Source organism: Hyphomonas atlantica corrig. (genome assembly GCF_017795365.1).
GTDB classification, from domain to species: Bacteria; Pseudomonadota; Alphaproteobacteria; order Caulobacterales; family Hyphomonadaceae; genus Hyphomonas; species Hyphomonas atlantica.
Genome location: NZ_CP051254.1, coordinates 1,041,068 through 1,066,574, shown reverse-complemented (window position 1 = coordinate 1,066,574; position 25,507 = coordinate 1,041,068). Strand labels below are relative to the sequence as shown.

The window sequence follows — 25,507 nt, the reverse complement described above, 5'->3', positions numbered from 1 at the left end:
CCGTTGACAGAAGCATAGAGAAACCTAGAACCCAAGCCAAAGCATTCATTGCAGGCAAGCAAGGTCATTCCCTCATGACAAGCACTACACGGGCAGATACGCGCCCATTGTCGCCTCATCTTCAGATTTGGCGGTTCCACATCACGATGGCTGCGTCCATCACACACCGGTTTACGGGCATGGCCCTGTATTTCGGAACATTCCTCATCACAGCATGGATCATTGCCCTCGCAACCAGCGCTGGCTGGTACAGCGTGATCGAAGACATCGTGTCCGCCTGGTATGGCCAGGTCATCCTGTTCCTCTGGGCTGTGGCGGTCATGTACCACTTCCTGAATGGCATTCGTCACCTGCTCTGGGACGGACCACATGTCGGATTTGACCCGAAAACCGCCAGCACGGTTTCGGTGTTCATCTACCTCTTCTCCATCATTGGTGCCGCGGCAATTTTTGCTGCTGCCACCTGGCTTTAAGGGGCGACTGACATGGCATCGAACAATTTCATCACGCCCGCCAAGGCGGCCCGCGGTCTCGGCTCTGCCAAGTCGGGCACCGAAACCCATATCCGCCAGCGCGTCTCCGCGATTGCGCTGATCTTCCTCGTCCCGTGGTTCGTCTTCTCCATCATCAATGCGATGGGCGGTGACCTCGCCTCCGCTCAGGCCTGGGCCGCAAAGCCGTGGAACGCCATCCTGCTGATACTGACCGCCGGCGCGGCGTTCTACCACATGCGTATCGGTATGCAGGTGGTCGTCGAGGACTATATCGCAAAAACGGGAACCAAGTCGGCCCTGCTGATCCTGAACAGCTTCGTGTGCATCGCGCTGTTCGTGACTGTGGCTCTTTCGGTTCTCAAACTCTGGATTGGCGCGGGCGCCTAAAGCCCGCGGGAGAAGCAACAAGATGAGCAATTACACCTGGATCGACCATACATATGATGTCGTGGTTGTGGGCGCTGGCGGCTCTGGCCTCCGTGCTGCCCTGGGCGCCGCACAGGCCGGCCTGAAAACCGCCTGTATCTCCAAAGTTTTCCCAACGCGCTCCCACACGGTTGCCGCACAGGGCGGCATCGCTGCCTCGCTAGGCAATATGGGTGAGGATGACTGGCGCTGGCACATGTACGACACCGTCAAAGGGTCTGACTGGCTGGGCGACCAGGACGCGATTGAATATCTTTGCCGTGAAGCGCCCGCCGCTGTTTACGAGCTGGAGCATTGGGGCATGCCCTTCTCCCGGACCGATGAAGGCAAGATCTACCAGCGCGCATTCGGCGGCATGACCCGCGAATTCGGCAAGGGCCCGGTACAACGTACCTGCGCTGCGGCTGACCGGACCGGCCACGCCATGCTGCACACGCTGTATGGCCAGTGCGTCAAAGAAGAGACCGAATTCTTCATCGAGTATTTCGCGCTCGACCTGATCATGGATGAGGAGGGCGCCTGCCGCGGTGTCACGGCATGGAAACTGGATGACGGCACGCTTCACCGGTTCCGCGCGCAAAAGGTTGTCCTGGCAACTGGCGGATACGGACGTGCCTTCTTCTCGTGTACCTCTGCCCACACATGTACGGGCGACGGCAACGCCATGGTGCTGCGCGCCGGCCTGCCGCTGCAGGACATGGAATTCGTTCAGTTCCACCCAACCGGCATCTACGGGTCCGGCTGCCTGATCACCGAAGGCTCCCGCGGCGAAGGCGGATACCTGACCAATTCCGAAGGTGAGCGCTTCATGGAGCGTTATGCCCCATCCGCAAAAGACCTCGCCTCCCGCGATGTTGTCTCCCGCGCGATGACGATGGAAATCCGCGAAGGTCGCGGCGTTGGCGCAGAGAAGGACCACATCCACCTGCACCTTGAGCATCTCGGTGCAGATGTGCTGGCGGCGCGCCTGCCGGGCATCTCCGAGACCGCGAAAATCTTCGCAGGCGTCGACGTCACGAAAGAGCCGATCCCGGTTCTGCCAACCGTTCACTACAATATGGGCGGCATCCCGACCAATTATCACGGTGAAGTGCTGACCAAGAAGAATGGCGATCCGGACTCCGTGGTGCCAGGCCTGATGGCTGTTGGCGAAGCGGCCTGTGTGTCCGTACATGGCGCAAACCGTCTCGGTTCCAACTCCCTGATCGACCTTGTTGTGTTCGGCCGCGCGGCCGGCCAGCGCTGCGGCGCGACCACCGAAGCCGGGGCGACCCAGCCGGAACTGCCAAAAGGCGCAACCGACAAGCATCTTGAGCGCCTGGACCGCCTGCGCAACGCAACCGGCGACCAGCCGGTCGCCAAGCTGCGCCTGGAAATGCAGAAGGGTATGCAGAACAATTGCGCGGTGTTCCGCACCGGCGACGTTCTGAAGGACGGTGTCGACGCCATTGAGGAAGTCTACAAGAAGGCTCCGGGCATCGACGTGAAAGACCGCGGCATGGTCTGGAATACCGATCTTCTCGAAGCCCTCGAATTCGACAACCTCATCGCTCAGGCCGCCGTCACCGTGAATTCGGCTGCCAACCGGGAAGAAAGCCGCGGTGCCCATGCCCGTGAAGACTATTCCGAGCGCGATGACGAGAAGTGGATGAAGCACACGCTCGCTTGGTGTGACGAGGCCGGAAAGGTCACGATCGACTATCGCGAAGTGCACAATTACACGCTCTCGAACGAAATCAGCTACATCGAGCCGAAGGCCCGGGTGTACTAAGGACAGCAAGGCACGCAAGACATGGTACAGCTTACCCTCCCCAAAGGCTCCGCGCCTAAAAAAGGCAAGACCTGGCCAAAGCCGCAAGGCGCGACCAATCTTCGCCAGTTCAAGATCTATCGCTACAGCCCCGAAGAGGGCGGCAATCCGCGCTGGGATGTCTACTGGGTAGACATGGACAAGGCCGGCACGATGATCCTGGACGTGCTGTTCTACATCAAGAACACCATTGATCCGACTTTGGCCTTCCGCCGCTCCTGCCGCGAAGGCGTGTGTGGGTCCTGCGCAATGAACATTGCCGGGCAGAACACGATTGCCTGCACCAAAGGCTTTGACGAATTGCCGGGCGGCGTAATCTCGATCGCGCCCCTTCCCCACCAGCCAGTGGTGAAAGACCTAATCCCGGACCTGACCAATTTCTACGCGCAGCACGCCTATGTGCAGCCCTATCTGAAAACGGTGACGCCAGAGCCTGAAAAGGAATGGAAGCAATCCGAGGAAGACCGCGAAGAGCTGAACGGCCTTTACGAATGTATCCTTTGCGCATCCTGCACGACGTCCTGCCCGTCCTATTGGTGGAATGGCGACAAGTATCTCGGCCCTGCCGCGCTGCTTCAGGCCTATCGCTGGCTGATCGATAGCCGCGATGAAGCCACTGGCGAGCGTCTGGACGATCTGGAAGATCCGTTCAAACTGTATCGCTGCCACACGATCATGAACTGCGCGCAGGTCTGCCCGAAAGGCCTGAACCCGGCCAAGGCCATCGCCAAGATCAAGCACATGATGGTGGAGCGGGTATCCTAAGCGGTCCCGCCAGCATTCACGGCAAAGACTTTTCGCAAACCCTCCGGACGTTCCATCGTTCGGAGGGTTTCGATCAATTGGGCCACATCAAACTCCCAGAGTGTCGTTGGCGGCATGGGCCGGATCACTTTCCCGCCCAGCGCCTTGAACAGGCTGTTTGCCTTGCGGTTTTCCGGCAGAGTTTCCGCCTCTAGCGTGGTGATGCCGCGTGCCCGGCAAGACAGGGCGACGGATGCAATCAAAAGCCGAGAGAGCCCATGCGCCTGGTACTGGTCGAGCACACCCAGCGCCAGTTCCGCCCGGTCGCTCCCCTCTTCGCTGCGTATGGCATGGGCCGCAGCCATCAAGGGCGCGCCATCCTCGCCCTCATCCAGAATGCCCCAGGCGATATGCTTGTGCCCGTCAGCGTCCGCAAGCGACCGGACCACCGCATCCGGCACAGGGTTCGCCCCACTGAAGAATCGCAGGTAGCGGGATTCCGGAGACATTGCCCGGAAGATTTGCTGGAACTTCGACTCATCGTCGATCCCAACGGGCCGTAGCAGCACATCATGGCCTGTATCCAGAGAGACCTGAAGCGGAGCGTTACACATAAGGCCGGCCAGCCTCCGTCTAGAGTTCCCACCAGTCGGCTTGCTTGTGCCGATGGCTTCAACGCATAAATCCCGAACGGATTGATCGTTCCAGATTCGCCTCACAACGGTAGTGCCCGTATCCTCAAAGGCAAGCACTTCCCGAAACGCAAAAAGCGCGACCGATCTGGCCGCGCTTTTCAAGTCTTATCCTTTCAACCAGTCCAATCAGACCGGGTTCGGCTCCGGATCTCCAAGGCCGCCATCGCCTTTCGGCTTGCGGCGCTTGCCAATAACAGGAACGGCAGAGCCCGGCGAGGAATCATCATCGCCAAGATCCGGCCGCGAAGGCGGATTGCCTTTCAACAGTTCGGCAATTTCTTCGCCCGTCAGCGTCTCATATTCAAGCAGGCCGGTCGCGATCGCTTCCCACTCGCCACGATAATCCGTCATGATGCGACGCGCATCATCCATGCCCGTCTGGATCAGCGTACGAACTTCTTCCTCGATCTTGCGAGATGTTTCTTCGGACACGTGAGATGACTGCATGAGTTGCTGGCCGAGGAACACATCGCCCTGATCATCGCCATAGTCGACCGGGCCGACGGCATCTGCAAAGCCCCAGCGCGTAACCATGGCGCGAGCCAGACGTGTCGCCTGCTGGATATCCGATGCCGCACCGGCGGTGACATTGTCGTCACCGAATTTCAGTTCCTCCGCCACGCGGCCACCCATCATGATGGCCAGACGAGAGGTCATCTCGATCTTGGACATGGACAGCTTATCGTCTTCCGGCAGCTGCATAACCATGCCGAGTGCGCGTCCGCGCGGGATGATCGTCGCCTTGTGGACCGGATCTGCCGCAGGCACTTTCAGCGCCACAATGGCGTGGCCAGCCTCATGCCAGGCGGTGAGTTCCTTTTCCTTTTCGGACATGACCATGGAGCGGCGTTCCGGCCCCATCAGCACCTTGTCCTTGGCGTCTTCGAATTCCTGCATGGCGACCACGCGCTTGCCGCGACGGGCCGCAAGCAGGGCGGCCTCGTTCACAAGGTTCGCCAGGTCAGCGCCCGAGAAGCCGGGCGTGCCGCGCGAAATGGTCTTCGCGTCGACATCCTTTGCCAGCGGAACATTACGCATGTGAACGCGAAGGATTTTCTCGCGGCCCATAATGTCCGGATTGCCGACGGTCACCTGACGGTCGAAACGGCCAGGACGTAACAGGGCCGGGTCCAGAACGTCCGGGCGGTTCGTCGCTGCGATCAGGATGATGCCTTCATTGGCTTCGAAACCGTCCATCTCGACCAGCAACTGGTTGAGCGTCTGTTCGCGTTCGTCATTACCGCCGCCAAGACCGGCACCGCGCGAGCGGCCGACTGCGTCGATCTCATCGATGAAGATGATGCAGGGCGCAGAGCGTTTTGCCTGCTCGAACATGTCGCGGACCCGGCTTGCGCCAACACCCACAAACATTTCGACAAAGTCCGAACCGGAGATTGTGAAGAAGGGCACGCCGGCTTCACCCGCAACAGCGCGCGCCAGCAGCGTCTTACCAGTTCCCGGAGGCCCCACCAGAAGCGCGCCTTTTGGAATCTTGCCGCCAAGACGCTGGAATTTCGACGGATCCTGAAGGAATTCGACAATCTCCTGCAATTCTTCCTTCGCTTCATCCACGCCGGCAACGTCATCAAATGTGACGCGGCCATGCTTTTCGGTCAGCAGGCGCGCGCGGCTCTTGCCAAAGCTCATTGCACCGCGACCGCCGCCAGACTGCATCTGGCGCATCATGAAGAAGACAAAGCCGACAATCAGCAGGATTGGAAGAATGGAGAAAATCAGCGATGCGAACGTGTTCTGGCCGCTGTCAGCATCCACCGTAAACGGCACCTGGTTTTCTTCCAGGAATTGCTGGGTCGTCATGTCGAGAGAGCGCAGCTCGCTGACCATGGTCCGGCCATCGGTCGTCGTAACAATTATGCGCTGATCTCCGAGCGTCGCATCGGCAATTTTGCCGTCTTCGACCAGCTCATAGATTACGGACAGCTTGGCCTTCTCGGCCCGGGCCGCCTGTGGGTTACCACCCATGGCCACGGCCATGCCGATGACCAGGAGGGCAATGGCGCCCCAGATAGCCAAATTCCTGACGTTCATATCGCGTCTCGCTCCAGATTCCGGTGTTCGTTCCGTAAGATAGGAAGCTTATGGCACGAAAACGACTCAAAAGCTCTTAAAATGGCTGTTTTGTCACGTACCGGCGCCATACAGGCTGCGAATTGCCGCGAACCGGGCGCGAGCCAGCTTTTCGTCTGCAGCATCGCCTGAAACCTCTGGCTCGGGCGCAAGACTTACATGATCGCGATTGCGATAGATCATGACGCCGCCAAGCGTCGCGCCCGAGAAGGGCTCATCACTGGTCAGCCGCATGGCAAGCTGCTCCACCGCATCCTTTCGCGGCGGCGTCTCACGCCCTCCAACAATCTGTAGCATCACGCCCAAGGCGCGGATCAGGCGCTCCTCCGGCAGTCCCGACAAATCAAGCCGGAACACACCTTCGCCATCGATCGAAACCTGTTCGCGCATCCAGTGTGCAATCAGTCGTTCTTCGAGCCGCCGCAGATCCTGAAGCCGGGCCTGACAGGCAAGGATTCGGGTTTTCAGCCGCTCTTGCCCTGCCAGCAAGGTGCGAACCCGCACGCGTTCATAGGCCGGATTTCGATTGGAAGGGTCGTCGATCCAGTCGACGCCGCGCCGTTCCAGTTCCTCCCGCAAATCCGCGCGCGAGCGCTTCAGAACCGGACGGGCAATCCGCACGCCCTGCCCTTCCGGCCAGACGGGCGACAGCGCGATGGGCTGCATACCCGCCAATCCATACCAGGTGGACCCTTGCCGGGCGCGCATCAGGAAAGTCTCAACCTGATCATCGGCCGTGTGCCCCAGAAGAAGGTGCGTGCCGCCCTCGGCCCGCAGCGCCTCAGCCATCAGCGCGTGACGGGCCCGCCGGGCCGGTGCCTGCTTCCCTTTCGGGGTACGCCAGACCAGTGTGTGATGGGGCACATTGAGGCCTGCACAAATCTCTGCCACCGCGCGGGCTTCGTCAGCGGCTTCCGGGCGCAATCTGTGATCGACCGTGAACGCGACAAGCGCCCGACCGGACTGCTCCGCCCATTCATGCGCGAGGATGAGCAGCGCAAGGGAATCGCTGCCACCTGAGACCGCAACGCCAACCGGCCCTGTGGCCTTGCCGCAGAGCCGGTCAAACAGGTCCATCAGACGTCAGACGTGCAAATCAGTTGTCGCAACCGGACTTGGTGCGCTCCACCGCGGCCAGGTCACGTGTCACGCCGGAGGCATTGGGATACCGGCTCGGCAAGGTGCCGAGCGCCAGGCAGGCCTTTTCCTTGTCACCGATCAGGCGCATTGCGCGGGCGAGCTTCACAAGCGCATCAGGGGCACGCGGATCATCCGGATAAGAGCGGATCATGGTCGTATAGGCCGCGCCGCTATCAGCATAGGCCTTCTGCTGGTAAAGCGACTCTCCCAACCAGTAATGCGCTTCGCCCGCCTGCGGATCATCTCCGAACCGCTCAAGGAAAGCCCGGAACGCTTCTTCTGCGCCCGCATAGTCAAACTGGATCAGCCGAGACTTGGCGAGTGCGAACAATGGCCCCGCCTCCCCCGGCAACGCGCTGGCAGGAATGGTGCCGAGTGAGCCTTCCGGAAGCGCCTCATTCTCTGCAAGGGTGCTGGCAGGTGTCAGGCGCGTAGGTCCGGATTGGGATTCAGGTTCAGGCTCCGGCATTTCGCTCAGCCCGTTGAGGCGGCGCGGGCCGGATGCCGCAGAATCGCCGAGACCCGTCATCGCATCATCCGGGAACGCGCCCGTCATACCGTCCGGTGTCGGCTCGGTTTCCGGCATCAGGCCAGCTGACGCCATGAAGGATTTCAATGCGGCCATGTCCTCAGACTGCGCGTCCAGCTGGGTGCGCAGATCATCAATCTCGTCAATCAGGGCTTCATTGTCGCGTTGGAGGTTTTCGGTCTGCTCGCGCGATTGCTGAAGCTGGAACTCCAGGGTTTCAACGCGGCCCGTCAGCTGCATCACATCGCCGGTCAGGCCGTTTACCTCAACCTGCACCTGAGCGCTCTGTTGACGCGCCTGCGCCACCTGCTGGGAAAGATCTGAACTCGTCACGCCCTGAGTGATCGGCGCACTCCGCTGAGCGATGGCAGGGCTGGCCACGAGGCACAGGCTGGCGAGGACAAGAGCGGGCGCTTTGAACATGGATGAGCCTCCGGAGGATTTCTTGGATTCATACGAAAACAGCCGGGGCCAAATTAAGGCACCCGGCTGCATCTTGTGAAGCTATTCGCGACAGAAAGCTTAGCTTGTGGTCGCGCCGGAAACGATTTGCGTGAAGCCGTTCCGGTTCAGTGCCCATGCTTGCTCGTCAGAACCAGCAGCGATCGGGCGCTCTTTACCGTAGGAGATCGTGTCGATGCGGGACGGGTCGACGCCGAGGCTGACCAGATAGTCCTTCACGATGGATGCACGACGCTCGCCGAGGGCAAGGTTGTACTCACGCGTGCCGCGCTCGTCGCAGTTGCCTGCCACGATGATGCGAACAGCTGGGTAAGAAGACAGCCAGGCCGCCTGACGCTTCAGGACTTCCTGATCGTCGACGTCGAGGCGGTAGCCGTTGAGGTCAAAGTAAACGCGCTCGCCAACATTGACGCGGAAGTCTTCGAGAGACCCTGCGAGCGGGCCAGCCGGTGCGGCAGGCTCTTCAACGACGGGTGCCGGAGCAGGTGCCGGTTCGGCAACTTCTACCGGTGCCGGTTCTTCAACCTGTTCGACAGGCTCCGGCTGGGATGCACATGCGCTGATGGAAAGAACAACTGCTGCAGCAGCTGCAAGTTTGAAAGTGGTATTCATTGCTATTCAGACTCCCCTGGATGTCCTGAGTGCTAATTGACGCCGTACGGCTGGCGTTTGTCAACGTTGTGCCGGATGTAGCGGGTATCTGTCTCCATATTCTGACAGAATTCGGGCGACAATCGGGCGGAAGCAGAGCAGCAACCCCGATTTCGCGATATTTTGACGGTTTATCTCCAAAAAGCAACGCCCCCGGATAAAAACCGGGGACGAAGTGTATGAAATTATTGCAACAACGGCGACCAGGCCGGGTCAGACGCATCTGTTTGCGTCGGCAGACGGCGCTCATTCCGGCCAGACAGGTCCACCGACCAGAGCTGCGGTCCTGCGCCGGGGCGGCTCTCGCGGAAATACACGATCACGCGGCCATTCGGAGACCAGTCCGGACCTTCATCCAGATACGATTCGGTCAGAAGGCGCTCGCCTTTGCCGTCCGTGCCGATGACACCGATATAAAAGCGGCCACCAAGCTGCTTCGTGAAGGCGACCAGATCGCCTCGCGGGCTCCAGACCGGCGTCGAATACTGGCCTTTATTGAAGGTGATCCGGCATGCCACGTCACGACCGCCTGAGGGGCAGGTGCGCGGGCTGCCATCGGTATTCATGATGTAGAGCTGTGGGCTGCCACCCCGGTCGGACGTGAAGACAATGCCCCGCCCATCCGGCGACATGGACGGTGAGGTATCAATCGCCGGATGATCCGTCAGGCGGCGAGATTGGCGCGTCTGGAGGTTCATCAGATAGATGTCGGAATTACCGCCCTGCGCCTGCGTCAGCAGAACGCTTTCCCCATCCCGGGAGAAGCGCGGCGCGAACGTCATGCCGGGGAAGTTGCCGAGCAATTCCTGACGGCCTGTCTCGATATTGAAGAGATAGACGCGCGGGCGTCCGCCTTCATAGGACATGTAGGTGATTTCCTGCGCCGACGGGCTGAAGCGCGGCGTCAGCACGGTGTTCGTGCCACCGGTCAGATATTGCTGGTTCGCACCATCGGCATCCATGATCGCCAGGCGCTTCACGCGCTCGGTCTTCGGGCCGGTCTCCGCAATGTAAACGATGCGCGTATCGAAATACGGATCTTCGCCGGTCAGGCGCGTATAGATCGAGTCGGCAATCTTGTGCGCAATGCGGCGCCAATTGTCCGGCGTGGTCGTCAGGCGGCGGCCCGGCTGGCCATTGATGCGCATGACTTCACCGCCATAAACGTCCCAAAGGCGGAACGAGACCGCGATCTTGCCGTCCGGCAATTCCTCATACGCGCCCACCACAAGACCTTCGGTCTGGATGATGCGCCAGTCCGGGAAGCGTGGCTGAACATCAATCGACAGATCCTTCTGGATGAAGGAGGCCGGGTTCTGAATGTCGAACAGGCCGGTCGATTCCAGATCGGCGCGGACAACATCGGCGATGTCCTCTGCCATTTCAGCGTTCGTGCCGCGAACTTCAAAGTCCGGGATAGCCAGGGGTGTGGGCTGGAAATTGCCCTCATCGACGCGGACCTGCAGCTGCGCAGCGGCAGGCATGGCGAGGCCAAATGGCGTCAGGAGGACCAGCATTAGCGCTGTCAGGATGCGGGTCATTTGAAAGTCTCCTCAGAATCTCGGTTCAGGTCACTTGAGCGGGCCAATCGTGACCTCAATGTCTTTCCACTCGTCGTAATCGTCTTCAGGCAATTGATAGTTCGCACACTGGCGCACCGCTGTCAGGGCCCGTTGGACCACAACGCCCCGGCGGCCAATCGGCATGGAGCGCGGGGTCACCAGATTCACATTGCCGTCCAGAGAGCCATCCACATTGAGTCTCACTCGGATCACAACGTCGAACTGGTCTTCCTTGGGCAGATCATCCACACCATTCCAGCAATAGCCAATTTGGCGGCGCATGGCGGCCTGAAGCGAAGCAGTATTGCCGCGGCGGTCCCCTGCCCCCTTGCGGGGTTGCTGTACGTCTTTCAGCACCGGCTTGTTGATCGGCGGTGGCGCCTGCTCCTGCGCGACCTTGCGCTGGGTTTGCGCCTTGTCCTTCAGGATGTCTTCAAAATCGTTCAGGAAGTCGAGATCGTCAGATTCCGATTTCGGCTTCTGCTTCTCGATCAGCTTTGGCTCCTTTTTCGGAGGCTCTTCCTTCTTCGGCTCAGGTTCTTTTGGCTGTTCCTCGGGCTCGGCCTGCGTGTCTTCCACGACCGGTTCTTCCTCGGCCGTTTCGGTCTCGCGGGTCTCGTTCACCTCTTCCTGTTCTTCAGGCGGGTCCTCGACGATCTCGGCATCTTCTTCCACCGGATCGGGCTGTTCTTCCGGCTCGGGCTCTTCGACCTCTTCCTCTGGCGGCTCTTCCGCCTTCTGGATCGGCGCCACATCGGTCACGAGCCCAATGTCGACAATATCAATCGGCACGTCGATCGTACTGGCACATTGCGGCAAGCGCATGAGGATATCGACCGGCGACAGGCCGGGCTCCTCGCGCTCCAGGCGCTCGATCTCTCGATCGCATTTGCTTTTCTGCATCGGCCACGTCATCACCGCCGCGGCGAGCACGGTGGCGTGAAGCACAGTCGATATGGTAAAGCCGCGAAGCATGTGGGGCGATGCGCTCCTACTTCTTCTGTTCAGTCACAAAGGATACGCGCGTATAGCCGGCAGCCCGGATTTCGGCGGTCACTTCCATGATCCGGCCATAGGGCGTGTTCTCGTCACCGCGCAGGTAAATTGGCTGCTCATAGCCCTCGCCGATGATGGCCTGAAGCTGCGGGCCCAGCGTCGACACATCCTCAACCAGGGTCGTCTGGATAAAGACATCGCCGTTCTCCCGGATGGAAATCGCCAGCGGGTCGTCATTCGGTTCGGTCTTGATTGGCCCCGAACTCGTCTTGGGCAGGTTCACTTCCTCCCCGCGCACCAGCAGGGGCGCCGTGATCATGAACACGATGAGCAGAACCAGCATGACGTCCACAAAGGGTGTCACGTTGATTTCAGCGTTCAACGCGCGTCGCCCGCGCCGTCCGCCCTTCCCGCCTGAACCGAGGATCAATCCCATCGCCTAGTCCCTCGCGGATTCGGAGGCGCGGCGCGACAGGCGCACAAGCACGTCCTGAGAAAATGTGTCGAGCTGGTCGCCCAGCTTGGTCAGGTCGCCAGTGAACTTGTTGTAGAAAATAACGGCCGGGATAGCGGCCACGAGGCCGAGGCCGGTGGCGAACAGGGCCTCTGCAATCGGGCCGGCCACGGTGCCAAGGCTCGTATCCTGTTGTTCGGCAATGTTGAGGAAGGCGTTCATGATGCCCCAGACGGTTCCGAACAGGCCGATGAAGGGAGACGCTGAACCGATCGTCGCGAGCACGCCCAGACCACTGCCGGCCCGGCCAAGTTCACGATCGACAGCGGCGCGCATGGAGCGCTCCGCCCGGCTCACGATTGCGGCGGCTTCGGCAGGATTGTGGGACTGGCGGCGTGCATCGGACCATTCGCGCGCAGCCGCGGCAAACACGCGGCTGGCCGCATCATTGGTGGCCTGACCGGGGCGCATGTCGAAATCTTCGGTGCGGCCACTCCAGAAGGCCTCTTCAAACTGGCGCGATTTCTTGCGCAGTCCGCCAAGGGAGAACAGCTTCTCGCCAATCACCATCCACGACCAGATCGAGGCCAGCAGCAGGAACAGTAGGACCAGTTTGACAACCGGGTCAGCCGCCATGATGAGGCTGAACAGCGAGAAGTCGGCATGACTTGCGGCGGTGCCTATCGCTTCTGATTCCATGGGGGCTAATGCTCCTGTCTACGTATCATGGGTGATCAGCCGCATCCCACCCGGGACCGGCACACCCCTTCATCCACACCAAATCCGGCAGAAACACGGCAGAATTGCCAGTTTCCGCAGTGGGGTTAACGGCTAAGCGGGTTTTATTAACGAAACGTGGGCAAGCGGCCAGTAATCCAGAGGTCGCGCCACTCAATCAAACAGGTCGGGCAGGAACCAGCGTGTCCCGATGTAGAAATTGTAGGCGCGGTTGATGCCGTCGATCCCACCGAGATTCGAGGCAACGGCCTGATCTGAATAGGACACATATTCCGTGCCAAGCGACAGCCGGAACCGATCGCTCACATGATAGGTCGCCCCGGCAAAGAGGTTCCAGTACGCGCTGGAGTTTGTGTCTTCGCCGACCACAATGAAATCCGGGTTGATGTCGGCGGGGCCGGAGAACGTGAAATCCAGCACACCTGCACCGCCCCCGGCACCCAGGAATGGCCGGATACGTTTGCCGTTCCGAAAGTCGTAGAAGGCGTGCATGCCCATGGACCGGCTCGTGAAGTCGCCGCTCGCCGTGCTTGCCCCGTTCAGGCCGGCAATATTGGCCCAGCGGAATCCATACTCGGCCTCCATCCGGATGGAATGATTGAACCGGTAGCCTACAGCGCCAGCGATCTCGCGGCTGTCTTCGAAAATCAGATTGTTCTGGTCTCCGATAGAGCCGTAACCGCGCGCGGCGACATAGAAGCCCCGTTCGGCATCGAACACATCATCAGCATTCGCAGAGAGCAAAAGGCTCGCGCACGCAGCGGCGAATACGAGTATAGCAAGTTTCACCCCTCACCCTCCCAGCGATACGCTTCCAGATGCTTGACCAGTTCGCGGATCGGGCGGCGCGGGCGGCCATCGGCGTGGATCATCACAGCCGTGATTTCGCCATCGGCAATGATCTCCTCGCCCCGGAAACAGGTCTGCGAAAAGCGGATACGCGGCCCCTCAGTGCCGATATAGCGCGTGCGTATGTGCAGCAAATCGTCGACCTTGGCGGCTTTGCGATAGTCCACCTCAACGCGCGTCAGGGTGAAGGCAGCCGGGTCTTCCCGCTCCAGCAGGGACTGATGGGAAATACCCGCATCGCGCAGATGATCAGACCGGCCCCGCTCGAAAAAACGAAGATAGTTGGCGTGATACACCATGCCGGTGAAGTCGGTGTCCTCGTAATAGACACGCACACTGATCCAGTGCTGGCGGTCCGCATCGAAATTCTGGGCGTCAAGGTCTGGCAGGCTCATGATTTCCGCGTAGCAAAGCCCGCCCCCAGCGTCACCCCTGTTCCGCCTGAACCGTCATCTCCAAGGGCTCGGTTGCATATCCAAGCGCCTCGGCGCGCTGCTTCAGCCCATCCAGCACCACCGGGTCCAACTGCGCGGTGCGGGACAGGATCCAGAGATACTTGCCATCCGGGCTGCCAACCAGCACAGCGGAATAGTCCGGCTCCAGCGCCAGCACCCAGTAATCGCCCGATGCAAACGGCACCCAGGCCGGCGCAAATTTCACTTTCAGCTTTGCGTTGTTGCTGCCTTCGACAATCCGGGCCGTGCCCTCTGCAACATCCTTCTCGCCATCGGGCGAACCCTTGTAACAGGTATTGGTCACGCTCACCGTGCCGTCGGCGTTCAGACCGTATTCGGCGGTCACGCCCGTGCAGTTTTTCTCAAAGGAATTGGGGTAGCGCGCAATCTCGTACCAAAGGCCCGAATAGCGCTCCAGATCCACCGAATCGACAGTCGGCGGTGGCGCCGTCTCCGCACGGTAATCAGGCTGGCTGGTACAGGCAGCAACCAGGGCGGCGGCAAGTGTCGACAGGGCAATGCGCATGAGAAATCTCCTTCTCCCCTCTTACGCATGACCCGCCTGTTCGGTTTCGCAAATACGTATCACCCCCCATTCTGAGGGGCGATGTCCAGCGGATCGACAATGTCTGACGGCGTCTCCTCAGCATGGAGGCCCGCAAGGAAGGCACGCAGATCGGCGACAGACTCCGCCGCCTTCTCCTCCTGTGGGATGTGCCCCGTTTGCGGATAGATAATCAATTCAGCGCCCGGAATGGCGTCCGCGAATTTCTGCCCATGCGCAACCGGGATCAGATTGTCGCTGTCCCCATGCATGACCAGGGTCGGTGCGGTGATGTTTCCGAGCAGTTCATCCGACGCCAGAATCCGCAGCGTCGCGCCGCTCATCAGGTTCAGCAATGCATCCCGGTGACACGGCGCGCGCGACATGGCCGAGTAGCGGTCCACCATTTCGTCAGTCACAAATGCCGGATCATAAAAACTGTCTTCGAGGCCGGATCGGATCAGCGCCGACATATCGAGATCCTTCATCACACTGCGCGCCACGCCATTGCGCAGCAGCTTGAAGATGAAGGGGTCGGACTCCCCTTCCCCCGGCGCATCCAGCCAACCGGCAGCATCGACCAGGACGAGGCCGTCGAGTTTCTCGGGATGGTCCAGCGCATAGGCCCAGGCAGTGTGACCGCCCATGGAATTGCCGACCAGGGTAAACCGTTCAACGTCCAGCGTGCGCGCGACACGGTCCACGGTCTCGACGAATTGCTCGATACCGATGGAGTCATTATCAGGGCAGCGAGACAAGCCATGCCCCGGAAGGTCCAGACGGACGACCCGGTAATCCTTGCGAAGTTTCCGCGCCCAGGCATCCCAAGTCTGAAGCGAGGCGGAATAGCCGTGCACCAGAACAACAACCGGCGCATCGCGCGGGCCAGAATCCGTGAAATGAATCTCCACGTCCTTGCCGGATTTCAGGAAGCGACTGTTGGATTTCGAATAGACCGATTCGAGCGTCGTGTAGGATATGTCATCCCGGCGAAGCATCCACCATCCCGCCGTTAATATAATCGCAAGCGTCACCAGCACGACAAACAGTCGTTTCAACACAATCCCGAACTCCCTACATGCACACCAAAGGGTGACGCACTAAAGCCCTGCGTCTAGTGACAAGTCAAATTCTGCGATCAGTTCCACAGATCGGGCATGCAGCATCCCGCCGCAAAACAACCGACCGCTGACGGGTGGAAAGCCCGTCAACCAAAGCGAGCCGCCCGATCAATGGCTCCCCCGCACCGGTGATCAGCTTGATCACCTCCAGCGCCATCAGTGTAGAAATCATTCCTGTAACTGGCCCTACGACACCAACCTCATCACAGGCCTCGGCATCCGGTGGCGTCTCCGGCACCCAGCATTGATAACAGGGCGCGCCCGCAACGTATCCAGACGCGAACACGCTGGCCTGTCCGCTCCACCCCGCCGCGGCGCCATGCACCAGCGGACGCTCGCTCTGATGCGCGACCCTGTTCAACGCATAGCGCGCAGGGAAATTGTCCGTTGCATCAACCAGAATGTCGCCTGACAACGCATCGTCCTTCGACCAGCGCTTTCGTCGACCCAGAACATGTGTGGACGGATGATCTGCTGTCAGGCGCGCGGCCATCACCTCCACTTTCGACTTTCCGAGACTGTTCTCTCCGAACTGGATCTGTCTTTGCAGGTTTGAGCGTTCGACATGATCATCGTCCCAGAGCTCCAGCTGGCCGACACCCGCAGCCGCCAGATACATCGCGCACGGCCCGCCCAACGCTCCTGCCCCGACGATTGACACGCGCGCCGCGCGCAGCTTCTGCACGCCGGGCCCGCCAATCTCCCTCAGCATGATATGCCGCTTGTGGCGGGCAAGTTCTTCCGGGCTGAGGCTCATGACGCAGCCTTCATCTGACGAATGGCGGTAGAGGAAATCGGATCCAGCGGCGCGGTGAGATAGACCCAGGCGGGCGGCGCGAGACCTGGCAAGATCGTCGCCTCCGCTTCAGGAATACGACTATGAGCGAACCGCCGCGCAAAGGGCGAGTTTCGCGCGCCCGGCCCCACGCCGGGGCGTGCAACAATCGCAATCGGCATCATGCGCGCAATTTCCTGCCACTCACTCCACATATGGAAGTTCACCATATTGTCCGCGCCCATCAGCCAGACAAAGTCCGCATCCGGTGCAATGTGCGTGATCGCAGAAAGGGTTCGATAGGTATAGGTCAGGCCAAGACGCGATTCGATATCGGTCACGCGCATGCGGGGATGATCGGCAACAGCCATCGCAGACCAGAAACGTTCCCCGAAGTCTCCGTGCCCGGTCTTGAGTGGATTTCCCCGCGCCACAATCCACCAGACCCAGTCCAGCTGCAGACGCTTCATTGCGGTCGTGGCCACATGGAGATGCCCTGAATGGGCAGGATTGAAACTGCCCCCGAACAATCCGATGCGCAGGCCACGCGCTGGCCCTGGTAGAAGTGCTCTGCTCAAGGACGAACCTGCCCATTGCCGCGCACGACATATTTGTAGGTCGTCAATTGGTCTGCGGCCACCGGGCCGCGTGCATGAATGCGGCCTGTGGCAATACCAATCTCCGCGCCCATGCCGAACTCGCCCCCATCAGCGAACTGGGTTGACGCATTGTGCAACAGGATCGCGCTATCGACCGTAGCAAAGAATCGCTCAGCAGCCGCCTCGTCCTCAGTAATGATGCATTCTGTATGTCCGGACGACCAGGTACCGATATGGTCCAGCGCAGCAGTGAGATCATCCACGACAGCCACTGCCAGGATCGGCGCGAGATATTCCGTTGACCAGTCCGCCTCTGTCGCCTCGACCATATCCGGTACAATCGCCCGCGCGCGCGCATCGCCGCGCAGCTCACACCCCGCATCCGTCAGGGCCGCCGCCATCTTCGGCAGCAGGTCATCCGCCACTGCCGCATCCACCAGCAACGTCTCGGCAGACCCGCAAATTCCGGTGCGGCGCATCTTGGCATTGAGCACAATCGACACCGCCTTTTCCGGATCTGCTGCCTTGTCCACTATCACATGGCAAAGGCCTTCAAGATGTCCGATCACCGGAACGCGGGCGTCTTTCTGGACCCGCTCAACCAGGCTGCGGCCCCCGCGCGGCACGATGACATCCACATTGCCCTCCAGCCCGGCCAGCATATGCCCGACGGCGGCGCGATCCCTGGTCATCACCAATTGCACCGCATCTTTCGGCAGGCCCTCCTGTTTGAGGGCGCTGCGCATGGCCGCAACAATCGCGCGGGATGACTGGGTGCTTTCCGATCCGCAGCGCAGGATGGCCGCATTGCCAGAGCGCAAACACAGCGCGCCCGCATCCGCCGTCACATTCGGGCGGCTCTCGTAAATAATGCCGATCACACCCAGCGGCACGGCCACGCGCGCAATATCCAGTCCGTTCGGCCGCTCCCACCGCGCAAGCTCGCGCCCGATCGGATCGCCCAGTTCAGCCACCGCCTCAACACTGGATGCAATGCCTTCCAGCCGCGCCGCATCCAGCGCCAGCCGGTCGAGCATGGCGGCGTCCAGCCCCTTCTCTCGCGCAGCGGTCATATCGGCTTCGTTCGCGCTGAGGATCTTGTCAGACGCCGCCCGGATCGCGCTGGCCACCGCCTTCAGGCCCCGCGTCCGGTCTGCCGGGCTCATCCGGCCCAGCTTGCGCGAAGCCTCACGGGCATTGCGCCCCATCCGAAGCATGGTTTCGCCGAGATCTGCGGTCTGGTCTGTCATCGTATCCATCATGGCGATGGATGTGCCGGAAACCCGGCCTGTCTGCAAGATGCGCCAATGATGCATTCGGCTATGGCTGCAATGACTACAAGGCGCGGCGACGGGCTGACTCTTCGAAAATTTGCCCTAGTATGAAAGTCGAGGAAACAAAACACCATCCGGAGGAAGTACATGATCGACGTTAAGGCGATGCCGCATCTGGCGGATATTCCGCGTGTCCAGGCCGGCATCCGTCCGGACGCAACCGCGTTCTGGTTCGAAGGCGAAACCACCAGCTTTGCCCAGCTTGAGACCCGGTCTACTCAGGTTGCAAACGGCCTGATCGCGCTCGGCGTCCAGACAGATGACCGCGTCGGCTATCTCGCGAAGAACACATCTGTCTATTACGAGATGATGTTCGGCGCGGCCAAGGCGCGCGCGGCGATGACGGCGGTGAATACGCGCCTCGCCCCGCCTGAGGTCCAGTTCATCCTGTCGGACGCCCGTGTGAAGATCCTGTTCGTCGGCAAGGATTTCTACAGCATGATCGACCAGATCCGCGCTGACCTGCCCGATCTGGAACAGGTCATCGCGATTGATGGCGAACGCGATGACTGGCCATCCTACACAATCTGGCGCGACGGCCAGTCGACCGACGCCCCCGGCATCGAAACGCATGATACGGATGATGTGATCCAGCTCTATACGTCCGGCACGACCGGCATGCCGAAGGGCGTGCAGCTGACCAATGGCAACTACCGCGCCATCTTCGAACAGGCCGGCCAGCTCGACTGGGCCAGCTATGATGTGGGCGATGCCGTCATGAACGCGATGCCGCTATTTCATGTGGCAGGCGTGAACATTGGCATCCTGACCGCAGCGCAGGGTGCAAACGCTGTTGTCCTGCGGGAAATCGACCCGACGCTCATCCTGAAACTGATCCCGGAGCACAAGATCGCGCATGCCTTCTGGGTGCCGGCGGTGATCCTGATGCTGACGCAGATGCCGAATGTACGCGACATTGACTGGACCCCGCTGAAGCAGGTCTTCTATGGCGCCTCGCCGATCGCAGAAAGCCTGCTCCTCGACGCCAAGGAGATCATGGGCGCAAAATTCACGCAGCTTTATGGCCTGACAGAAACGGGCGGGTGCGGAACATATCTTCCACCAGAGGCGCATGATCCGTCCTGGGGCAAGCTGCGGTCCTGCGGCGTCCCCTACCCGGCAACCATCGTCCGCTGCCTGGACGCGGAGGGCAATTCCGTGCCAACCGGCGAAGTTGGCGAGATCGCCATCAAATCGGCTTTTGTGATGAAGGGCTATTGGAACCGTCCCGACGCCACCGCCGAAGCGATTGACGAATACGGCTTCTTCCGCACGGGTGATGCAGGTTATTTCGACGAGGACGGATTTCTCTACATCCATGACCGCGTGAAAGACATGATCGTCTCTGGCGGAGAGAACATCTATCCGGCTGAAGTCGAGAATGCGATCTTTGGCCACCCCGGTGTGGCCGATGTCGCCGTGATCGGCGTGCCGGACGAGAAATGGGGCGAAGCCGTAAAGGCCATCATCGTGGTCAAGCCCGGCGAATCTCCGACACAGGAAGACATTATCGCCCATGCGCGCGAGCGTATCGCCGGATACAAATGTCCGAAGACGGTCGAATTTATCGAGGCCCTGCCCCGCAATCCATCCGGAAAGATCCTGCGCAAGGATCTGCGCGAGGTTTACTGGAAAGACCAGGAACGCCGCGTCAGCTGATCATAGGGCGGATGGCGCAGCGTCCCCTGCGCTGTCCGCCATGATCACGTCGCCTTAGTTGGCGAGGCTCAGCCAGTCGCGCGCTGCCGACAGCGCCACCTTGACTTCATCCGTGCTCAGCATGTCAGCCATTTCCTGACGCTGCAGCTTGGCCTCGTCATGGCCCTTGGAGGCTGCGAGGTTGAACCATTTGTGCGCGGAGATCAGGTCGATGTCAGATCCGACACCGGCTGCACAGGCGAGACCCGCCTGATAGAATTCATCCGCATTTGCCTCGGCACCCAGCAGGCCGCCTGGCTGTATTTCCATCTCTGAAAAGGGCATCTTGTTTCTCCTGTCACCCTGCCCGTGCCGCCACCCTTTTTGGGCATGTCAGCCTGAGCATCCATCCGCCACCGGATCGTTCCGGCGACACGCAAAGAGTGCCTGCTCTCCTTTGCCGTATGGTTAACAGCGATCTGACGAAACCGCGGCTTTTTTAATGGAATTACGCCCAATCTTCACGAATGACGGGTTTTTCGGACCCAAACACGAAAAACCCCCGCCCGGTGTTCACCAGACGGGGGCCTTGCATGATCGAAAAGGAAAGAGGCCTTAGGCGGCGACTTTCTTCTTTGCGAGGGATTGAGCAAGTTTTTCCATGGCGTCGTCCTTGTCGATGTTTTCGACAGCGGCGAGTTCGCGGGCCATACGGTCCAGCGCATTTTCGTAAAGCTGACGCTCGGAATAGGATTGTTCCGGCTGGTCTTCGCCGCGGTGCAGGTCGCGCACGACTTCCGCGATGGAGATCAGGTCACCGGAATTGATCTTCGCTTCGTATTCCTGCGCACGGCGCGACCACATGGTGCGCTTGATGCGGGCGCGGCCGCCCAGCGTCTTCAGAGCGTCATCAACCAGCTTGGAGCCGGCCAGAGCGCGCATGCCGGAAGCTTCGGCGCGGTTGGTTGGAACGCGAAGGATCATCTTGTCCTGGTCAAAGGAGACCACGTAGACCTCCAGATCCATGCCGGCCACAGTCTGCTTCTCGACGCTCGTGATCTTGCCCACCCCGTGTGCGGGGTAAACGACGCTTTGACCCACTTCAAACGCCAGTTCCGCAGATGCTTTTTTAGCCATGTTGGATATCGCCCTTTTTTACGCAAATAGAGCCGATAAAGTCCTTCCCAGTCCGACGCAGTTGACGGTCTGAGTTGAAGATTCCGGCTCTTGTCAGTTATTACTCAAGTCTGAACACTAGCATAAATGTGCAGGTTTTTCAACAGACACGCCCAGATGCTAACCAAGAGTAAAGTTCTCAAGGCCTCTGATTTTGTTAACCTTTATTGAGAAACCCTGCAAAATCAGGGTTCGGACGGGCTGACTCAGACGTCGCCTTCACCCGGCTTGGGGCTGAAATATTTTTCCAATTTGCCGGTCTCTTGCGCAAATTGTTCGCGATCTGCAGGCGGTTCCTTCATCCGGGTGATGTTCGGCCAGACCTTCGCATATTCGCTGTTGAGTTTCAGCCATTTCCCGTCCGGGTCGTCCTCGGTGTCAGGTACGATCGCCTCTGCCGGGCATTCCGGCTCGCACACGCCGCAATCAATGCACTCATCCGGATGGATGACCAGCATGTTCTCGCCTTCATAGAAGCAATCAACCGGGCAAACCTCGACGCAATCCATGTATTTGCAACGGATACAGGCGTCGACGACGATATAGGTCATGGGCGGGAGGGCCTTCTGCAATTTGTGCACGGGCGAAATGGCGCGCGCAGGCGCTTATGTCAATGAGGCGAGCTGACAGGTCTCTTCAGGAAGCGTCAGTGATCCGCTGTTCCGCCGCCTGCCGGGCCTGGGCCCGTGAAATATCGTCGATATACAGCAGTGACGCCACATGGCGGATATAGGCGTCCTCGATATCGCTCTTTTCCCCATCCGCCAGCGCCACCCGGTACAGCCCCTCAATGATGGAGACCCGCTCTGCCACTGGCAGCTTCTTCACATGCTTGGTGAATTGGTGAGAGCCGACAGCCTCTTCGGCCAGCGCCTCCCCTTCCGCCAGCACGGCATCGGCCTTGTCGGCGTCAAACCCGAACGCCTCCAGAAGGATTTCGGCGATCATGTCGCTTTCGATGTTCACATAGACACCATCAGACAAGGCCGCCTCGACCAACAGGGCCGCTGCCGCCACTTGCGGATCCATCGACCGTTCCGCAGGTGTTTTCTGCCGGAACAGGTTTTTCAGCGCGCTCATCATTCGTCCATCTCCAACGTTTGGTACAGCGCCGCTGCCTCGTCCGCGGGTCCACGCCGTGTGCCGAGGTCCAGCACTTCAACAGCCTTGATATGCCCCCCGAGGGCCATTGTGACAATATCCGCTACCGCAATGGTTGCGCCGGGCTTATTAACGCGCCGCGTCTGGCCATTCCGGGTGAGGCGAATACCGCGCTTGCGGATATGCGCGCCGGAGAGTGCGCGCGTCTTGAAAAACCGTGCCCGCCACAACCATACATCCAGGCGCAGCGTCGGCGTTTCCGTCATTGGAAGGGCGTATAGGTGAAGTCGCTGCCGGTTTCAGGCGCGCCGCTTTCTGCCTTGGGCTTTGGCTTGCGCTTCTTTTTCTTGGGCTTCGGCTTTTCCTCTGGCAACAGGGCTGCCAGCGCCGCGAACGGGCTGTCCGGGTCAGGCTTGCGAGACGCCGGCGCATTGCGCGAGGGACCACGTCCGCCCCCCTGAGGCTTGCCGCCCCGCGGGCCCTTGCCGCCCTTGCCACCCGCATTCTGGTGCGGGGCGCCGCCCTGATTGCGGCCACGCTCCGGGCGACCCTCCGGCCGCGCCCGCGCCGCATAGCGCCATAGCAAGACGGCGTCGGTTTCCTTGTCCTTCTCTGCCGGGGCAAGACCAAAGCCTTTCAGCACGGCAGGCCAGTCATCGGCTGGACAGGACACAACCGAAGCCAGGTCAATCTCGATGGGGAAGGCATTCTTCCCGGCTTCCTTGCGGCGCTTGGCAATTTCCCAGCCCAGGCGCTCTGCCAGGTCCGCCCGCACGGCCCGCTTGCCGAAGCGCAGATAGCCATTCGCGGCCAGCGCCTCTTCCGGCCATGTGCCGTCAAGCGCGAAAGACCCCGCCCCTTCCGGCGCAAGCGGGAAAGGCTGGCCTTCAAACACTGCGCGCAGAATGGCGATCATGCGCTGGCCTGCGGGCTTTTGCGCATCCGGCACATGGGCCGCCACACGGCCGGCGCGAATGCCGATCCCCTTCAGGGCTTCGCGCTGTTCAGCGGTGAGCCGCAGGCCGGGATCATCCTGGCGCAGATCGACCGCCGCGCCGCTTTCCAGCACACGGAAGGCAATGCCGCGCGCCAATCCGTCCAGCGCGTCTCCCGCCTTTTCGACGGCCAGTTTCGTATGTGTGGGCAGGATGCGGGCGGTTTCCTTTGTCGCCCATTGTTCCAGCCGTTGCCGCGCGGCTTCGCGCTCTGCCGGGTCAACTTCGGCCGCGCCGATGATCTCCACGCGCGGAGACATCCAGCCAGAGCCCTTCACCAATTGGCCCACAGGCGAATTGATATGCTCCACCTGGCCTTCATCATTCAGCTTGAACGCGTCATCCGGCGCCGCCACGATCAGGCTGAGCCGCTCCACGATCAGAGGGCGAACGGCGGCCTGCGCTGCGCCGCGCACGGCCTTGCCTTCCAGTGTCCGCGCATCCAGCACAGGCTCGAATGTCAGGCCTTTGAGGCGTCCAACAACATGGCCTTCCACACGGACATCTCCTTCCGGGGTCAATTCGGTCACGAGGGCGTCTTCCTTCTTCAGGCTGGCAAGCAAAGCGGTTGTGCGCCGGTCCACAAACCGGGCTGTAAGGGCTTCGTGTAGCGCGTCTGACAGGGAGTCTTCAATCTCCCTCGTACGATCTTGCCATTTTTCGGGGTTTTCCAGCCAGTCAGGCCGGTGGGCGGCATAGGTCCATGTCCGGATATTGGCAAGCCGTTGCTGCAGCTTTGCGATGTCTCCCTGCGTTGAGGAAAGATCATCCAGCCGCCGCTCAAGCCCCGTGTCAGACAGGCGCGCATCCGGGTCTGCCAGCGTTTCGGCAAGGCCGAGCACAAGCCGCGCATGCCCTTCCGGCCCGGCTTTGCGAAAGTCCGGCAAGCGGGCCAGATCCCACAAACGCTTCACCCGGCGCGCCCCGGCCACATTCGGCCCGATGGCGCCATCCTCACTCATCCGGCGCAGCACCCATTCATCCAGCGCATGCGGATTGTGGATCAGGGCCGGATGACCGGACAGCTTTTCAAGGCTCAGGATCAGGCGCCGCAGGCTGGAAAAGTCCAGCGCCGAATTGCGCCATTGCAGATGGTCCACCGGATCGAACCGGTGCGCCTCGATCGCTTTCCAGGTTTCTTCGTCAAAGTGCGGACAGGTCGCCGTCTCGCCAAACTCGCCATCGGTGCGAAAGCGCCCGGCCCGGCCCGCAATCTGCGCGCACTCGGCAGGTGTCAGCAGGCGATGGCGCCGCCCGTCGAATTTCGAGCGCGAGGCAAACACCACCCGGTCGACATCCAGGTTGAGCCCCATGCCAATGGCATCCGTCGCAACAATGTAATCCACCTCGCCTGACTGATACATGGCGACCTGCGCATTGCGGGTACGCGGGCTCAGCGCGCCCATCACGATGGCCGCCCCGCCCTTCTGACGGCGGAGCAGTTCGCCAATCGCGTAGACTTCATCGGTGCTGAAGGCGACAATGGCCGTCCGCTTCGGCAGCTTGGTGATCTTGCAATGGGCCGCATAGCGCAATTCTGAAAAGCGCTCGCGCGGCTCGGTCTCTGCGCCCAAATCCAGCGTGCGCAACACGCCGCGCATCGTATCACTGCCCAGCAACAGGGTCTCGTGAGATCCACGCAAATTCAGGATGCGGTCTGTGAAGACATGGCCGCGATCCTGGTCCTCGGCCAGCTGGATCTCGTCAATCGCCACAAAGTCCACCCGCACATCGACCGGCATGGACTCCACGGTACAGACCCAATAGCGCGCCGTAGACGGAACAATCCGCTCCTCGCCAGTGACCAGCGCCACATGCGCCGCGCCCTTGCGCTCGACCACCCGGTCATACACCTCCCGCGCGAGCAGGCGCAGCGGCAAACCGATCATGCCGGTGCCATAGCCCGTCATCCGCTCAATGGCGTAATGCGTCTTGCCAGTATTGGTGGGGCCGAGAATGGCCTTCAGCGTGGAACTCATCGTCGCTGCGTGGCGGGCCGGTTCGCGGAAGTCAAGCGGGCGACGCCGGGCCCGACCGCAAAACGCCCGGAAATCATGCAGCTTCACGTCAACCTGATCGCGAGCTGTCACTTCCAAAAATTGTTTTTATTCCGGGATTTAAACCTTGCCGT

At 60.6% G+C, this 25,507-nt stretch carries 27 protein-coding genes; 5 read left to right on the top strand and 22 right to left on the bottom strand.

The window, feature by feature from the left end; translation table 11 throughout:
- Positions 1-74: 74 nt before the first annotated feature.
- From sdhC to HF931_RS05380, 4 genes are read left to right on the top strand one after another with little or no spacing between them, the layout of a single operon-like run.
- Complete coding sequence (gene sdhC / locus HF931_RS05395) at positions 75-473, top strand: succinate dehydrogenase, cytochrome b556 subunit (RefSeq protein WP_035547636.1); 399 nt, start codon at positions 75-77, stop codon at positions 471-473.
- A gap of 12 nt (positions 474-485) precedes the next feature.
- Positions 486-881 (top strand): succinate dehydrogenase, hydrophobic membrane anchor protein, encoded by a 396-nt coding sequence (gene sdhD, locus HF931_RS05390; RefSeq protein ID WP_035547638.1) that lies wholly within the window; start codon positions 486-488, stop codon positions 879-881.
- Positions 882-903: 22 nt separating this feature from the next.
- Complete coding sequence (gene sdhA, locus HF931_RS05385; protein ID WP_273242261.1) at positions 904-2,691, top strand: succinate dehydrogenase flavoprotein subunit; 1,788 nt, start codon at positions 904-906, stop codon at positions 2,689-2,691.
- 21 nt (positions 2,692-2,712) lie between these two features.
- Positions 2,713-3,495: a succinate dehydrogenase iron-sulfur subunit gene (locus HF931_RS05380; protein ID WP_027838092.1), complete on the top strand. Its 783-nt coding sequence runs from the start codon at positions 2,713-2,715 to the stop codon at positions 3,493-3,495.
- On the opposite strand, the gene HF931_RS05375 is transcribed toward HF931_RS05380, so the two are convergent.
- The 16 genes from HF931_RS05375 to HF931_RS05300 form a co-directional block, all read right to left on the bottom strand.
- Positions 3,492-4,088, bottom strand: a complete 597-nt coding sequence (locus HF931_RS05375) for a GNAT family N-acetyltransferase (RefSeq protein WP_273242259.1) — start codon at positions 4,086-4,088, stop codon at positions 3,492-3,494. The genes HF931_RS05380 and HF931_RS05375 overlap by 4 nt on opposite strands.
- 207 nt (positions 4,089-4,295) lie before the next feature.
- A complete protein-coding gene (gene ftsH, locus HF931_RS05370) occupies positions 4,296-6,218 on the bottom strand; it encodes an ATP-dependent zinc metalloprotease FtsH (protein ID WP_035547647.1) in 1,923 nt (640 codons plus the stop codon).
- Between the two features lie 93 nt (positions 6,219-6,311).
- Positions 6,312-7,334 (bottom strand): tRNA lysidine(34) synthetase TilS, encoded by a 1,023-nt coding sequence (gene tilS, locus HF931_RS05365; protein ID WP_273242257.1) that lies wholly within the window; start codon positions 7,332-7,334, stop codon positions 6,312-6,314.
- A 19-nt stretch (positions 7,335-7,353) separates the two neighbouring features.
- Positions 7,354-8,349, bottom strand: a complete 996-nt coding sequence (ybgF, locus tag HF931_RS05360; protein ID WP_273242256.1) for a tol-pal system protein YbgF — start codon at positions 8,347-8,349, stop codon at positions 7,354-7,356.
- Positions 8,350-8,448: 99 nt separating this feature from the next.
- Positions 8,449-9,000 carry a peptidoglycan-associated lipoprotein Pal gene (gene pal / locus HF931_RS05355; RefSeq protein WP_035547650.1) on the bottom strand — a complete coding sequence of 184 codons (552 nt, stop codon included), beginning with the start codon at positions 8,998-9,000 and terminating at the stop codon, positions 8,449-8,451.
- A gap of 224 nt (positions 9,001-9,224) precedes the next feature.
- Positions 9,225-10,580 (bottom strand): Tol-Pal system beta propeller repeat protein TolB, encoded by a 1,356-nt coding sequence (gene tolB / locus HF931_RS05350; protein WP_035547653.1) that lies wholly within the window; start codon positions 10,578-10,580, stop codon positions 9,225-9,227.
- Between the two features lie 30 nt (positions 10,581-10,610).
- Positions 10,611-11,576, bottom strand: a complete 966-nt coding sequence (locus tag HF931_RS05345; RefSeq protein ID WP_273242255.1) for a hypothetical protein — start codon at positions 11,574-11,576, stop codon at positions 10,611-10,613.
- A gap of 16 nt (positions 11,577-11,592) precedes the next feature.
- Positions 11,593-12,033, bottom strand: a complete 441-nt coding sequence (locus HF931_RS05340; RefSeq protein ID WP_035547659.1) for an ExbD/TolR family protein — start codon at positions 12,031-12,033, stop codon at positions 11,593-11,595.
- Between the two features lie 3 nt (positions 12,034-12,036).
- Positions 12,037-12,750, bottom strand: a complete 714-nt coding sequence (gene tolQ / locus HF931_RS05335; RefSeq protein ID WP_035547662.1) for a protein TolQ — start codon at positions 12,748-12,750, stop codon at positions 12,037-12,039.
- A 192-nt stretch (positions 12,751-12,942) separates the two neighbouring features.
- Complete coding sequence (locus HF931_RS05330; protein ID WP_273242253.1) at positions 12,943-13,578, bottom strand: outer membrane beta-barrel protein; 636 nt, start codon at positions 13,576-13,578, stop codon at positions 12,943-12,945.
- Positions 13,575-14,033 carry a YbgC/FadM family acyl-CoA thioesterase gene (locus HF931_RS05325; protein WP_273012089.1) on the bottom strand — a complete coding sequence of 153 codons (459 nt, stop codon included), beginning with the start codon at positions 14,031-14,033 and terminating at the stop codon, positions 13,575-13,577. The genes HF931_RS05330 and HF931_RS05325 overlap by 4 nt, the downstream gene beginning before the upstream one ends.
- A 31-nt stretch (positions 14,034-14,064) precedes the next feature.
- Positions 14,065-14,619: a lipocalin family protein gene (locus tag HF931_RS05320; protein ID WP_273242251.1), complete on the bottom strand. Its 555-nt coding sequence runs from the start codon at positions 14,617-14,619 to the stop codon at positions 14,065-14,067.
- 59 nt (positions 14,620-14,678) lie between these two features.
- Positions 14,679-15,695: an alpha/beta fold hydrolase gene (locus HF931_RS05315; protein WP_273242250.1), complete on the bottom strand. Its 1,017-nt coding sequence runs from the start codon at positions 15,693-15,695 to the stop codon at positions 14,679-14,681.
- A gap of 67 nt (positions 15,696-15,762) precedes the next feature.
- Positions 15,763-16,515: a HesA/MoeB/ThiF family protein gene (locus HF931_RS05310; protein WP_273242248.1), complete on the bottom strand. Its 753-nt coding sequence runs from the start codon at positions 16,513-16,515 to the stop codon at positions 15,763-15,765.
- Positions 16,512-17,111 carry a nicotinate-nucleotide adenylyltransferase gene (locus tag HF931_RS05305; protein ID WP_035547675.1) on the bottom strand — a complete coding sequence of 200 codons (600 nt, stop codon included), beginning with the start codon at positions 17,109-17,111 and terminating at the stop codon, positions 16,512-16,514. Before HF931_RS05305 ends, HF931_RS05310 begins: the two co-directional genes overlap by 4 nt.
- On the bottom strand, positions 17,108-18,382 hold the full coding sequence (locus HF931_RS05300; protein ID WP_420537729.1) for a glutamate-5-semialdehyde dehydrogenase: 1,275 nt from the start codon (positions 18,380-18,382) through the stop codon (positions 17,108-17,110). Before HF931_RS05300 ends, HF931_RS05305 begins: the two co-directional genes overlap by 4 nt.
- 171 nt (positions 18,383-18,553) lie before the next feature.
- Between HF931_RS05300 and HF931_RS05295 the strand changes: the two genes are divergently transcribed.
- Positions 18,554-20,125 carry a long-chain-fatty-acid--CoA ligase gene (locus HF931_RS05295; RefSeq protein WP_273242244.1) on the top strand — a complete coding sequence of 524 codons (1,572 nt, stop codon included), beginning with the start codon at positions 18,554-18,556 and terminating at the stop codon, positions 20,123-20,125.
- Positions 20,126-20,179: 54 nt separating this feature from the next.
- Here HF931_RS05295 and HF931_RS05290 read toward each other — a convergent pair whose 3' ends face one another.
- The 6 genes from HF931_RS05290 to HF931_RS05265 form a co-directional block, all read right to left on the bottom strand.
- Positions 20,180-20,449: a hypothetical protein gene (locus HF931_RS05290; protein ID WP_035547680.1), complete on the bottom strand. Its 270-nt coding sequence runs from the start codon at positions 20,447-20,449 to the stop codon at positions 20,180-20,182.
- Positions 20,450-20,719: 270 nt separating this feature from the next.
- A complete protein-coding gene (locus HF931_RS05285) occupies positions 20,720-21,241 on the bottom strand; it encodes a CarD family transcriptional regulator (RefSeq protein ID WP_035547682.1) in 522 nt (173 codons plus the stop codon).
- Positions 21,242-21,486: 245 nt separating this feature from the next.
- Positions 21,487-21,831, bottom strand: coding sequence for a ferredoxin FdxA (fdxA, locus tag HF931_RS05280; protein ID WP_035547685.1), 345 nt, complete (start codon positions 21,829-21,831; stop codon positions 21,487-21,489).
- A gap of 85 nt (positions 21,832-21,916) precedes the next feature.
- Positions 21,917-22,363: a tellurite resistance TerB family protein gene (locus HF931_RS05275; RefSeq protein WP_035547688.1), complete on the bottom strand. Its 447-nt coding sequence runs from the start codon at positions 22,361-22,363 to the stop codon at positions 21,917-21,919.
- Positions 22,360-22,647 (bottom strand): RNA-binding S4 domain-containing protein, encoded by a 288-nt coding sequence (locus tag HF931_RS05270; protein ID WP_035547692.1) that lies wholly within the window; start codon positions 22,645-22,647, stop codon positions 22,360-22,362. The genes HF931_RS05275 and HF931_RS05270 overlap by 4 nt, the downstream gene beginning before the upstream one ends.
- Positions 22,644-25,466, bottom strand: coding sequence for a helicase-related protein (locus tag HF931_RS05265; protein ID WP_273242242.1), 2,823 nt, complete (start codon positions 25,464-25,466; stop codon positions 22,644-22,646). The genes HF931_RS05270 and HF931_RS05265 overlap by 4 nt, the downstream gene beginning before the upstream one ends.
- Positions 25,467-25,507: the final 41 nt, after the last annotated feature.